This window comes from Deltaproteobacteria bacterium, assembly GCA_018668695.1.
GTDB lineage: Bacteria > Myxococcota > XYA12-FULL-58-9 > XYA12-FULL-58-9 > JABJBS01 > JABJBS01.
In genome coordinates this window covers 15,420-27,559 of sequence record JABJBS010000395.1, presented here as the reverse complement: position 1 = coordinate 27,559, position 12,140 = coordinate 15,420, and the positions used below count along the sequence as shown (strand labels likewise).

General features: G+C 50.0%; 12 protein-coding genes and 1 tRNA gene. 4 read left to right on the top strand and 9 right to left on the bottom strand.

The window, feature by feature from the left end; translation table 11 throughout:
• On the bottom strand, positions 1-312 hold a 312-nt coding region (locus tag HOK28_23465), incomplete at its 3' end, for a hypothetical protein (GenBank protein MBT6436068.1).
• Positions 313-594: 282 nt separating this feature from the next.
• Here HOK28_23465 and HOK28_23460 point away from each other — a divergent pair.
• Complete coding sequence (locus HOK28_23460) at positions 595-1,152, top strand: YqgE/AlgH family protein (protein MBT6436067.1); 558 nt, start codon at positions 595-597, stop codon at positions 1,150-1,152.
• A gap of 28 nt (positions 1,153-1,180) precedes the next feature.
• On the opposite strand, the gene HOK28_23455 is transcribed toward HOK28_23460, so the two are convergent.
• The 3 genes from HOK28_23455 to rsmD form a co-directional block, all read right to left on the bottom strand.
• On the bottom strand, positions 1,181-1,702 hold the full coding sequence (locus HOK28_23455; GenBank protein MBT6436066.1) for a PDZ domain-containing protein: 522 nt from the start codon (positions 1,700-1,702) through the stop codon (positions 1,181-1,183).
• A gap of 68 nt (positions 1,703-1,770) precedes the next feature.
• On the bottom strand, positions 1,771-2,268 hold the full coding sequence (gene coaD / locus HOK28_23450) for a pantetheine-phosphate adenylyltransferase (protein ID MBT6436065.1): 498 nt from the start codon (positions 2,266-2,268) through the stop codon (positions 1,771-1,773).
• A complete protein-coding gene (rsmD, locus tag HOK28_23445; GenBank protein ID MBT6436064.1) occupies positions 2,265-2,828 on the bottom strand; it encodes a 16S rRNA (guanine(966)-N(2))-methyltransferase RsmD in 564 nt (187 codons plus the stop codon). Before rsmD ends, coaD begins: the two co-directional genes overlap by 4 nt.
• A gap of 219 nt (positions 2,829-3,047) precedes the next feature.
• Here rsmD and HOK28_23440 point away from each other — a divergent pair, with 219 nt between their 5' ends.
• From HOK28_23440 to HOK28_23430, 3 genes are all read left to right on the top strand, one after another.
• Entirely contained in the window at positions 3,048-3,740 is a 693-nt protein-coding gene (locus tag HOK28_23440; protein ID MBT6436063.1) for a hypothetical protein, read from the top strand.
• A gap of 172 nt (positions 3,741-3,912) precedes the next feature.
• Positions 3,913-7,488, top strand: coding sequence for a chromosome segregation protein SMC (smc, locus tag HOK28_23435; protein MBT6436062.1), 3,576 nt, complete (start codon positions 3,913-3,915; stop codon positions 7,486-7,488).
• 52 nt (positions 7,489-7,540) lie between these two features.
• Complete coding sequence (locus tag HOK28_23430; protein ID MBT6436061.1) at positions 7,541-9,016, top strand: hypothetical protein; 1,476 nt, start codon at positions 7,541-7,543, stop codon at positions 9,014-9,016.
• Here the strand turns inward: HOK28_23430 and HOK28_23425 are convergent.
• The 5 genes from HOK28_23425 to HOK28_23405 all read right to left on the bottom strand — a co-directional run bounded on the left by HOK28_23425 (position 9,013) and on the right by HOK28_23405 (position 11,953).
• Positions 9,013-9,576: a hypothetical protein gene (locus HOK28_23425; protein ID MBT6436060.1), complete on the bottom strand. Its 564-nt coding sequence runs from the start codon at positions 9,574-9,576 to the stop codon at positions 9,013-9,015. The genes HOK28_23430 and HOK28_23425 overlap by 4 nt on opposite strands.
• Positions 9,577-9,631: 55 nt before the next feature.
• On the bottom strand, positions 9,632-10,348 hold the full coding sequence (locus HOK28_23420; GenBank protein MBT6436059.1) for a hypothetical protein: 717 nt from the start codon (positions 10,346-10,348) through the stop codon (positions 9,632-9,634).
• A tRNA-His gene (locus HOK28_23415) sits at positions 10,315-10,390 on the bottom strand. The genes HOK28_23420 and HOK28_23415 overlap by 34 nt, the downstream gene beginning before the upstream one ends.
• 80 nt (positions 10,391-10,470) lie before the next feature.
• The gene (locus HOK28_23410) at positions 10,471-11,265 is read right to left on the bottom strand and encodes a hypothetical protein (GenBank protein MBT6436058.1); all 795 of its coding nucleotides are present in this window, start codon (positions 11,263-11,265) and stop codon (positions 10,471-10,473) included.
• Positions 11,266-11,338: 73 nt separating this feature from the next.
• On the bottom strand, positions 11,339-11,953 hold the full coding sequence (locus HOK28_23405) for a hypothetical protein (GenBank protein ID MBT6436057.1): 615 nt from the start codon (positions 11,951-11,953) through the stop codon (positions 11,339-11,341).
• Positions 11,954-12,140: the final 187 nt, after the last annotated feature.

Genomic DNA, 12,140 nt, shown 5'->3' with positions numbered 1-12,140 from the left:
TTCTTTCTGTCGGATCTGCCCAATCTCTTTTTTACTGAGTTTCTTAAGACCTTTAATAGCGGATTCAGAAGCCGCTTGCGCCTCCATAAAGGCGTCTTCGTCCTGTTCGGTAATCGCTTTGGTGTATTGGTTGAGCATTGTATCGAATTCAACGAGGATATCCTTGCCGTCCAATGCCCCATCCACAGCTTCGACTGACCTCGTCAGTAGCTCTTCATTCTCAATACTTGAGTATGTATTGACCACTTGGGAAACAATGTAACCGGCCAAAAGCGGTGCAATGCCTATCCATATTCTACCAGTGATTCTCACGTTCTATTTTCCCCGCCTGCGCTTTCGCTTTACTGAGAGCACGCGCTCAGCTTTCTGGCTTCCTGAACTTCTGGATTCCCTAGGGTAAAGTCTTGAGACATCGCAACCGTTCACTCGCCGTTATCATTATTCTGCACTTTTGCTGGTCATTTCAAATCTGACAGCAACAAATTTCCTATCATTTCGGAAATTTGGCTGAATCCGCTCTCCTTTTTAAAAAAAGCCGCGTTTTCTAGATCTTTCTGTTTGGTGCCGTTCCCAGGTTCACGTTATCCTAATTTTATGATTGAGAGAATTCTGCTGGGTGCACCCACGTTTTTAATTGCCGTACCCCAGTTGGTAGATCCGAACTTTTTTCGCAGTGTTGTCCTACTGGTAGAGCATTCCGACGAAGGTTCGATGGGAATTGTTGTAAACCGACCGATTGAACTAGAAATCGGGGAATTCTGCGCCAGCCAGGATATGACCTTCAATGGGGACGCAACTCAGCCGATTTTTCAGGGCGGTCCGGTTCAAACCGATCGTGCGTTTATTCTCCATGAATCAGAGCAGGAAGGCCCTGAGACCGAAACAGTCATGGGAAACATTCGGCTAAGCTATTCGCTCGAATCACTATCGATGTTGGTTGAAGAGCCGCCAGAGCACCTAAAGGTGTTTCTTGGCTACGCCGGTTGGGGTGAAGGTCAGCTGGCCGAAGAGGTTACGACCGGAGCTTGGCTTGTTGCCCCAGCGGACGTGCAATTGATATTTCAATCCAATCCTGACGATGTTTGGGAATTGGCTCTCCATCAAATGGGCATCGACCCACTGCAGCTTATGCACAGCGGTTCTGTTCATTGAGAGCGCAACGCTGAATTTGGGCTAGGTATTACTTGTCCGTCGACAATTTATAGTCTTCGTTTACTCTTTTCAGACTACCCCGTGGCATCACGGACCAAATCGTTCGACCTGCGCGGTCGAGCTTAAGGCTCAATTGAGATCCAGGTTTACCGCGGATTTTAAAAATGATTTCTCCAAATGGGAGGCCTTGGGTAGCTTCTTCGTCAATTGCCACGATTTTATCACCAACCTTGACCCCGGCTTGCTCGGCAGGGCTGCCTGACAAGACGCGCTCGACAATGGGCTGCTGGCTGGCTTCATCTATCTTAAGCTCGACGCCGATCCCTGAATACTGGTCAGGATACCCTCGAACTATTTTCTTGTCCTGGCAACCGGTGCTGAAGACACTGATGCTGAATGCGGATAGGCAGACCACGGCTAAGCTCAGGATCTTGTTGTGAACAGCATTTAACACTTCTTTGTGACCACCATCTCGTTTCACAAGAACCTGAAGGCTCTCAGTGTGGATTCTAACTCGAGCGAAACAGCCTCGATTGGAAAACTCGTTCATATTTATAGTTGCAGAATTATTACGGCTATTGAAATACTTCTTGCGAAAAAAGGGTCATTCTATTGAGTCTATGTGTCTTGCGTGGCGAATTTGAGTTTCAGCTTATCGTAGGCCAGCTCGGGAACGAGCCCCTCGACCTCTCCGCCAAATGAAGCAATTTCCCGCACTAAGCTGCTTGAAACATAGAAGTGCTCTTCACCGGTCATCATAAAAACCGTCTCAATACCACCGGGGTTTTTAGCACCCAGACGTCTGTTCATGTGGGCAAGTTGAAATTCAAACTCAAAATCAGAAAGTGCTCTCAGCCCTCTTAGAATGATGCGGGCATCTATTTCACGAGCGTAATCTACGAGAAGTCCTTCAAAGCTTCTGACTTCCAGATGCTCAGAGTCGACTGCGTCTCGAATCATCTCAATGCGTTCTTGTGGGGTGAAGAGTGATTTCTTTCGAACGTTGCTGGCCACCGCCACAATGAGTTTGTCGAACACTTGAAGCCCACGTTCGATGAGGTTGATATGGCCGTTTGTAACGGGATCAAAGGATCCTGGGTAGAGCGCGATCGTCATTGTTCTTCCTCCTGCGTATCGGGGCGAAACACTGTAATGGTAACATCACCGTAGGCCCGTGTAAGCACCTGTCCCCAACCTGCTGGTGCAGAGGGTGGAGATACTTGGCTGCGATGCTCGCAAATAGCGCAGCCGTCATTATCCATCAAATCTAGTTCTACGAGTAAGTGCAAAGATTGTTCTAATAATCCGGCGTCAAACGGCGGATCTAGGAAGGCGATATCGAACTTGGTATTTTGTGCACTGAGCTGCTTTAGAGCTTTTAGGGCAGGCATATTGATGACGTTAGGCGAAGACAGCTGAGTTTTTTCGATGTTCTCCCTTAACACTCTAATATTCTTAGTGTTTTTCTCAACAAGGGTAAGAGCACTCGCACCTCGAGACAGACATTCCAGACCGAAGGCGCCGGTACCGGCAAAAAGATCGAGAATTCTAGCCTCAGGTATCTCAGGGCCGAGCATCGAGCAAAGAGCTTCTCGAACCCGATCTGGTGTAGGTCTTACTCCGTTTTTCGGCACCTGGAGGCGTCTGCCTTTGGCTTTTCCACCAATTATTCTCATGAAGGGTCTATAGCACGAGCTGCTTGTGCGCCAAAAGTTCGTGAAATCGGTGGAAAATGGCCTTCTGGGCTTTGCGTCTGAGGAAAGCAGGGCTAAACTAGGGGTGCATAGCTCTTGGCTTGACGAGGCTGCGCCATATGAGCCATACCCGGCTCGATAACATTTAAAACATGAACGTTATTAAGGGGTGAAGTTTTAATTCACCGGCCGGGATATTTCGTGAGCATCGATCCAATCAATCCATCCAGTCACTTTGATGCAGCCCAGCGGCTAAGTCGAAGATCAGCTGGAGGTGGTGAACTTGGCGGAAGCGATTCATCAGTGGTTGCAGCGATGGATCCGTATGCTCAAATGAGAGCCAATCCTCTGACTAACGTAGAGTCCGTGAAGCCCGGAGACCCCGGAGCGTCGACGCGAGAGGATTTTAGCCCTGCAGTCGAGCGCGGCAAGCAATCATCTTCTGTTCAGGTGGTTAAGGCTGATGACCATGTCCGCCAAAATACTGCGACCAACCGGTCTGATAGTTTGGGCCAGGCAACCATTGAACAATTTGAGAACAACGTGGTTCGTAAGCAGCGCCTTGAGAGCGCAATGGATATACGCCAAGCCACCAGTGGACGCTTGGGTGCACTTCATTTAGCCGAACAACGTCCTGATGTTGCTCCCGTCGCCGTGGCGATGTCCAGTTATCAAGCAGCGGCAGCAGGGCCGGCAGCGAGACGAGTTGAAGCTATCCAAGCCGGTAATTCGGGACGACCCTACGGCCAGGAGGCAGCAGCTTCGAAGTACCGACGTGCGGCAAAAGGAGCTGATAGCAGCTCAATCCTGGACGGTTCGCCAAGCCTGGAGGCCGATGAGGGCTTCGATACGGTAGCCGGTGTGGCGATCCCGCGGGTGGGCATTCTTAAGTAAGCCTTTTCTAAGATCCTTTTAGATCGCAATTGCCCAAAGCGGCACTGAGAGTGTAGAAGCCCGGCCTTTGAACTTGCTCGGCGCTGACCGACTCTGTTACTGAATTTAGTAGGGGAGAGGTATGGCAACCTATGGTATGGTACTTCATACCAAATGGACGCTGTGATCTGATATGCGAATTAAAAGTCTTGAAATCTGCGGGTTTAAGTCCTTTGCAGAACGCACCAAATTGACCTTTGGCGACGGTATCACCGGTGTCGTGGGTCCCAACGGGTGTGGAAAGTCTAATATTATCGACTCGATTCGCTGGGCCATGGGAGAAATGAGCGCCAAACACCTGCGTGGACGTGCCATGCAGGACGTTATTTTCGCTGGTTCCGACAGCCGTGGACCTCTCGGGATGGCCGAAGTTACCCTGACCTTTCATAACGATGGCAATGTACCGTTGGATTACATGGAGTATTCCGAGATTGGTATTACCCGCCGGCTGCATCGCGATGGTAAAACGGAATACTTGATCAACAAGGTACCTTGCCGATTACGCGATATTACTGATCTATTTCTCGGTACTGGAGTCGGTACACGCGCCTACTCAATCATTGAGCAGGGAAGAATCGGTTTCATCGTCAATTCGCGACCGGAAGACCGGCGAAGCCTTATCGAAGAAGTTGCGGGAATCACCAAGTTTAAGGCCCGTAAAAAAGCGGCTGAGCGACGGATGAAGAGCACCGAGCAAAACTTAGCTCGGGTTAACGACATCATCGCAGAGTTAGAACGCCAACTTGCATCACTGAAACGCCAGGCCCAAAAGGCGCAGCGCTATAAGCGTTTACGCGAAGAACAACGTGGGCTCGATCTGCACCGGGCAAGCCACCGCGTTTACGGTTTGATTGACGAGCAGCAGCAGTGCCGTGAGAAACTGAATGAGTTGAATCAGGAAGTGGGCGATGCGAGCCGCTCAATCGAGAGCGATGAAGGATTCCTAGAGGCCGACAAGCTGAAGATGATTGAAGTCGAGCGAGACATTCAGGCTCGGCAGGCGGTTAGCTCGGATGCTGATACCAAGGTTGTCTCCATGCGCCGAGACATCGAACACTGGTCGGAGCAACTCGAGGAAAGCCGTAACAGAATTATGGTGGCCCGAACCCATCAGCGCGATACCAACTTAAGGCTCGAAGCATCGAGCGGTGAGAGGGTTACGCTGGTAGAGCAGCTCAGTGGTCTAGAAAATAGCACCGATGGCGATCAAGACAGGCTGGAGTCGCTCACCGCCCGAGTTGAAGGGCTTCAAGAGCGGCTTGCAAGTTCGGACCGAGAGACAGAGTCTCTGCGGGCCCAAGCGGTTGAACTGGTCCATCAGGCGGCGCAGCAACGAGCGCGAATGTCAGGGCTCGAAAAACAAAAAGTCGATACACAACGCCTCACGGAAAACTTATTGGTTGAGGAAAATGAACTCTCCCAATTATGCGCTGATGCTCGGATTCAACATGATGAGTTGGTGCAGCGCGACGAGGTGTTGACCGGGCAGCTGGGTGAATGGAAAGAGAGCTTGAATAAGTCTCAAGGGCTTTTCAAAGACGTCAGTGGACGAGTTGGTGCTCTGATGACTGAACTCAATGCACTCAACGGCCGCTTAACCAAACGCTCTTCACGCCTTCAATCACTGGAAGAAATAGCCCGCTCGCTTGAAGGTTATTCTGAGGGCGTTAAAGCCTTGATGGGAGGCGGTGAAAAGAGTGCCGTTGATGGAATCAAGGCGCTGGTTACCGATGTGCTTTCTGTTCCCGAGGAATACGAAACGGCAGTTGAAGCCACGCTTGGGGACCGGTTGCAGTACCTGGTGGTTGAAGACTTAGATGTAGCTCAGAATGCTGTTGAATGGCTGAAGGCAGGCGAGTCAGGTCGTGGAGGTTTTATTCCTCTTGAGACCAAGCACGCCGCCAGCTCTCTTCAGTTGCAGGGCACAGGCGTTATCGGAACAGCGCTTGATTTGGTTGCTTACGACCCGGCCTTTAGCGATATCGCGCGCAGCTTACTCTCTGATGTTGTATTCGTCGAAAATATGGATGCAGCACGTGCTAATCTTGCAGGTCTTCAAGCCAGCGGTCATAGCGCCGCGCGTTTGGTAACACTTTCGGGTGAGATTGTTGAAGCCAGTGGCGTTGTGGTTGGGGGAAGAGCTGAAGGCGGCGGTCTTCTTGCCAGCAAGCGTGAGATTCGCGAACTACAAGACGAAGTCGTCAAGATTGAGGTGGAGTTAAGCGATACAGCTCAGAAGCAGGAAACTCTGGAGCAAGAGCGGCTACAGCTGGAAATCGATATCCAACAACTCGACAAAGAAGTGCGTTCTGCTGAAATTGAAAAAATAGAAGTCACCAAGGACCGCCAAATCGCCACCGCCGAATTGAGACGTCTCAGCGAGCGTTCGGAAGTGTTGCAATATGAATTAGAGGCGCGGCGTGACGAGGCGACGAATATTGCTCAGGAGCTGATCGAAGCCAAAAGTGTTGCAGAGCAGGCTGAGGAAGGTCAGCGTGAGGCTGAAGAGAAAGTAAACCAGGTGGTTTCTCAGCGTTCTGGCTTGGCGGAAGAACTTGAAATTCACTCTGAAGATTTAACGGCACTCAAGATTAATATTGCAAGCAGGGATGAACGTCTCTCTGCTCTAAAGAGTGCAATTGAACGATTGAGCATGAATCATTCGGAACAAAAAGAACGCCTCGACCAAGACCAGCAAACGATTGCTGAAGGTGAAGCACTGATTGCTGAGTTGAGTGAACGACTGGATATCGGCCGCGAGGATATCGGCGAGCTGGTTGAGCGCGCTCAGAATCTTCGAGATGGTGTGGCTCAAGCACGTCAAAAGTACGAAGAGAAACGTCTGAAATTGACGGCCGTAGAACAGGCCTTAAGAGACCGCCGCCGAAGCAGCACGACCTTACAGTCTTCTCTTAACGATGAGCGAATGCGTTTGCAGCGTCTTGAGATGGAGCAGCAGCGTTTGTGTGACCAGATTCTTGAACGTCATGATGTGATGTTGATGCAAGTTGCGCCGGAGTACAAAGGTCAGCCGGCTCCCGGGGCCGAAGTCGAAGAACGCATAGAAGAGATAGAACGCCTGATAAAGAATATGGGCTCTATCAACCTAACCGCCATTGATGAGCATGATGAAGTCGAAGAGCGCCACACCTTCTTAGTTGGGCAACGCGATGACTTATTGGAGGCCCTTAGCTCCCTGCGAAAAGCCATCAACCAGATCAACCGCACCAGCCGAGTTCGCTTTAAAGAGGCATTTGAGGCGGTTAACGAAATGTTCATCAAAGTGTTTCCGCGTCTATTTCGCGGCGGTCGCGCAGCACTTCGCCTTTGCGACTCTGATGACCTTTTGGAATGCGGCGTTGATATTATCGCCCAGCCTCCAGGTAAGAAGCTTCAGAATGTTGGTTTGCTCTCGGGTGGTGAAAAAGCACTCACGGCAACAGCGTTGGTCTTCTCGATCTTCTTGATTAAACCAACACCATTTTGCGTCATGGATGAGGTCGATGCGCCGCTTGATGACGCCAATGTTGGGCGTTTTAACGAGATGCTACGAGAAATCTCAAAAGTGTCTCAGTTTATTGTCATCACGCACAATAAGCAGACGATGAGCCATCTAGACAGACTTTACGGAATTACGATGGAAGAACCTGGAATGAGTAAGATTGTTTCCGTTGATCTGGAAACTTCCCCGCGAGACCGCGCGGCTTAATCCCCACCTTTCACTTTTCCCAGGTAGTGCAGTCGTGCGAGACTGATTTGATATGAAATACTCTTTGAGCTTCATAGGACTCCGACTTTTGGTTTTAGCCATTGGGCTGTCTCTGAGTGGGCCTGTTTATGCCGATGATACGCACTACCAAGATTTTCTTGTCGGTGGCCGTTCTCTTGGTTTGGGCGGCGCTTATGTGAGTTTGTCGGCGGATCCTTCTGGCGTATATTTCAACCCGGCAGGTTTGGCCGATGTAAAACAATCCAGCCTCCAGGTCTCCACAAGTCTTTATGGTTTTGAGCGCGGAGAGATAAACCCAGATTCTTTTTCGACGGCCGTGCCCGGCCTGGCCAACCTTGAGCTTGATTTCTCCCAGCTGATTGTCATTCCGGCGAGTGCGGGTTTTGTAAAGACATTTGGAGAGAAGCTTCCAAACGGGTTACCGACCCAAGCCTTTGGTTTGGTAGCCATGATTCCCTCTTTTCGTAAGGTGGCGATCTCTAGCCCGGCATTTCAAACGAGTGAGGTCAACGTAGGGAACTATTCACGCAAGCTTGAGGACAACTCACTTTGGACCGGCATAGCTTATGGTCGGAAGTTCGGTCCTAATTTGAGAATTGGCGTTTCTGCTTTTTATGTTTTTCGAACTTTGACCAATTATGAACTCGTTGTTCAGGGCGGAGACTCTGACGCTTCGGCCAATGAGTCAGCAGGGATGGCTGTCCGTGAAATCTCTTTGTACAGCGGAAGTTTACTGCTTGGATTAGGCGCGAAATACCATGTGTCACCATCGTTTAAATTAGGGCTTTCGGTTCAGCTGCCAACCGTTGATTTGAATTCGGAAGGGAAACTGCTTTTCGTTCGAGACCGTTTATCACGGGATTGTGTCGATGAGGATTGCTCGGGAGACGAGTCGATGGTCTCTCATGGCCTTGAACGACGTGAGACCATTTTTTCGTCTGAGAACAAACGAGCTCTGATGATACGCGTGGGTGCAAACTACAGTATGAGGCGCCGCTTCACCGTGAGTGGGGATATCTCGATTCATGCGCCTGTTTGTTATGAATTGATTAAGGTCGAGGGCCAGGAGCGTGGTTGTGATACCCAAGGCCTTTCGGACGCTGACTCATTGTTTCCATTTGTAAAAACGATTGAGCGAAAAACAGTGGTGAATGTGAACGTCGGAATGGAGTGGTTGGTCATTCCCGAGGTGAGTGTCGCTTGGGGTTTTTTTACGGATTTTTCCAGCGCGCCTAAAATTCGCGATGACAACGAATGGGCCCAAGTAAGACAGTCGCCGGATGTAGACCTTTTTGGGATGAGCGTAGCATTAGGATATTTTGGAGAGCATTCACTGTCTCGCGTGGGCTTGATGTATAGCTTTGGCGAAGGGGAAGATGTCGTGGAAAACGACCAAGTGAGCGCTATTGTTGCGTCGCAGTTGGATTCAAGCGTGTATCATTTTGAGAAGGTTAAGTATTTCCAGTCTTTCATGTATTTCTTTATTTCAAGTACATTCCGATATTAAAAAATTTTGGGATCAGACTCTGAGAATCTTTTGGAAAGCCAGGCAATAAAGCCAGCGGTAGCAAGATAGACAGTGATTCCAAATATACCAACAAGGGTTGTTGGAAGCAGCTGGGCTTCGCCTGCAAGAAATGCCTCGTAGTCACCGATAAAAAATACTCTCTTGTAAAACAACACAATCAGGATCAGAAACGACGACGCCCCAATAACCATCGGACTGAGCTTAATGGCTGCACGTTGCTTGAGGATACCTGCTCGAGTGATGAGGTATGCACTTGTTGCCGTTATGAAATTGAGAACGATGACCACAATTGAAAGCCATCCAATCCAATAAGGAAGGTTTGGGAAAACTTCGGGATCTAAGAGGTAAAGCAGGGACCAATCTGGATAAAATCGAAAAGCGAAGGTTGCCATCGGGGTAATGCAGAGCGACTCAAAGGCAAGCAGACACAGGGTCGACCAACTGAGCCAATTTCTCTGCATCGCGTCAGACCTACGGGCCACCAGAGCGATGCCACTGCCCAATAATAGATTGACGCTGAGATTGAGTAGGATTGGCATGGCTATGGGTATAGTTCGCCTTGGCTGCTCCCGCAACCGGGCGAATTTCAAATGTCTATGTGGCGTCTTCTTCGACTGAACTTAAAATAACCTGAAGTGCATCGGCTAAGGTGTCTTGGCTCGATGAGGACGCTGGCATGGGCATTCCGGTGCCGGCGTCTACGATTTGTCTGATGGTTACTTGAGCAAGCTCATCAAGCTCTTGTTGGCTTCTTGGTTGAGATCCGGATGCTTGTTGGCGCCGGTGGATGATGCGTGTTTCTGGTAGACTGCTAAGCCATGCGGGAACACCGGATTCCAAAGTTTCGGAGTTTACCGGTTCGATACTTGGTTCTACCTCGGGCTCTGATTCTAGTTCTAGTTCAGGTTCAGGTTCAGGTTCAGGTTCTGGTTCTACGGGAAGTTCAAGGTGCTCGGAACTTTCTTCCTTGGGTGCCGGACCTTCTAAAAGCTTATCGAGTTCACCAGATTCGAGTTCTCGGATCAGTGCTTGGTGTTGATTGAGCATGAGGCTCATCAAGACCTTATCGCGTTGCTCGTTACCGAGAATATTCGCGTAGTCGCATTTACGAGTTTCTAAAATGTTTCCACCTTCAAAAAGGTGGGAGATGATGTGTGGATTATCAATCCCGGAGTCTTCCGTTTGAATATGGAAGGTGCGGCCTTGGTACTCGACGTTATGGTTATAGCCTGGAAGCATAACACCAGTATTACAAAGACTAAGCTGAAAGGGAAAAATGGGGTGACCGACGGGGTTTGAACCCGCGACCATCGGCACCACAAGCCGATGCTCTACCAACTGAGCTACGGTCACCAGAAGGAGAGCTTGGTTTAAAAAAACGAGCGCCTTATGTCAACTAAAATGGTTATTATTGCGCATCTTATGGTCGGGAATTAGGCCTCAGGTGGCTTGCTTGATCCCCGGGATGCTTCATTTTTGAAGCGTGTTTCGAGCTCATCAAAGCGTCTGGCTAGCCAAATGGCCCCTCCAATCCCTAGAATAAAGCCCAATGCGGATAGGTAGCCCTGGGCTTGTTGGGAGTTAAAGAGCAGATCGCTGAGCAGGACAATCAGGGCGCCAATCACTAGGAAGGCGAGGTTCAGCCACTTAAACCAGGCAGGCAGCGTCGGTAGACCGCCTTTTCCACGGGGTGTGGCCCGCCCGGCTTGAATAAAAAGCCATCGGCCTCCAAGAGCTGCTGAGCAAGCTCCGCCAAGCGCTTTAAGCATCCATGAACCATCGTTGTACGAGCTGCTTTCAGGAAATGCGAAGAGCGTGATTGCTCCCAAGCCACAGGCAGCCAAAAGGGTGAGCCACCGTTCAAGAGGCTTGATGACCCGGGGAGGCCGCTGCGTGGCGGGTATTGCATGGAGTGCCCACTCTTCTGCTGCTTCTTCCATCCATGCCCAGAAGAAACGACCACCAACAAATGTGAGTCCAACCCCGAAGACACAAATCCCGAAGAACAAAGCGGTTGAGTAATTGGATGACTTGTAGAAGTGGGTCGTGGGAAGCCACATAACCAGGATTATGCCAGAGAGCAGCGATACCAGCGTAAGTGTCCGAACTAATGGAGTTTTTTTGCGCCCAGGCCTAGGGGTTTTCGTATCGAGTTCTAAGTCGATGGCGCCGAGGTCGATGCCGTTAAAATCTATCGCCTCATCGGGCTTGAGCTTTAGGTCACTCACGCTTGGATCCTCCAGATGGCCTGATTCTAACAGCGCTTGGGAGGGAGGCAAGAGCACTCGGCTTTATCTCGTTTCAGGGTTTTAGCTCGAGGCTCTCTTTGCGGATTCGGTCGATGACCTCAGAGTATGAGGTTGCCTCAACCAGGGTCGCCAGTTGGCGGGTGTAGCGATTAATTGAGTCATTTCTTCCAGATTCGCGGGCGTGTTCAAGAGCGCGGTAGACGGATATCACCGCACGCTCCGTGTTGGCGAAAAACTCGGCTGCTCTTAGGACGGCACTCATGCAGGAGCCCGTAATAGACTGACTTTGGTGTGAAAAGAGAAAGATTTTACCGTCTGAGTTTGCCACGGCGAGAATAACTTCCGCCATAGAGTCGCTGAGAGAGCCCTGGCGGCTCTTATCAATGGAGGCTTTGACCTCCAGATCGTTGAACCGGATGGTCTCAAGAGATGAGAACTCTTTGCTGTAAATACCGATGATGCCTTGAAAGAAAGCATCGACCAGCCCGACTCCGCGACCTTCGATCGTCACTTTCTCACCTGTTTTGTTATGGTGAACATTGCAGTTGATGCGGACTTCTCGAGTTTCTAGAAATTCTTCAAGTTGAAAGCCATCCACTCGTAAATCGAGGTTGGTTCCATCCAATACCTCATCGACGAGGTTTCCAATCGCGTTCTTCTTCGACATAGGTAAAATCCTCCTGAAAGCACTCGAAACACGTGGGGCACACGCGCGAAAAAGCTCTCCCCCTAAAACCACCCCTCAGCTCTATTAAACCATGAAAATGGTGACTTCGCATCTGAGAAGACGTGTAGGCAAGACCATCTATTCGATCGGAATGTACGTGGATTATTGAGATCTTTTAACAATTTGA

Coding starts and splice junctions, on each gene's coding strand:
- HOK28_23460 (MBT6436067.1), top strand. CDS start 595: ATGATTGAGAGAATTCTGCTGGGTGCACCCACGTTTTTAATTGCCGTA.
- HOK28_23455 (MBT6436066.1), bottom strand. CDS start 1,702: ATGAACGAGTTTTCCAATCGAGGCTGTTTCGCTCGAGTTAGAATCCAC.
- coaD (MBT6436065.1), bottom strand. CDS start 2,268: ATGACGATCGCGCTCTACCCAGGATCCTTTGATCCCGTTACAAACGGC.
- rsmD (MBT6436064.1), bottom strand. CDS start 2,828: ATGAGAATAATTGGTGGAAAAGCCAAAGGCAGACGCCTCCAGGTGCCG.
- smc (MBT6436062.1), top strand. CDS start 3,913: ATGCGAATTAAAAGTCTTGAAATCTGCGGGTTTAAGTCCTTTGCAGAA.
- HOK28_23430 (MBT6436061.1), top strand. CDS start 7,541: ATGAAATACTCTTTGAGCTTCATAGGACTCCGACTTTTGGTTTTAGCC.
- HOK28_23425 (MBT6436060.1), bottom strand. CDS start 9,576: ATGCCAATCCTACTCAATCTCAGCGTCAATCTATTATTGGGCAGTGGC.
- HOK28_23420 (MBT6436059.1), bottom strand. CDS start 10,348: ATGGTCGCGGGTTCAAACCCCGTCGGTCACCCCATTTTTCCCTTTCAG.
- HOK28_23405 (MBT6436057.1), bottom strand. CDS start 11,953: ATGTCGAAGAAGAACGCGATTGGAAACCTCGTCGATGAGGTATTGGAT.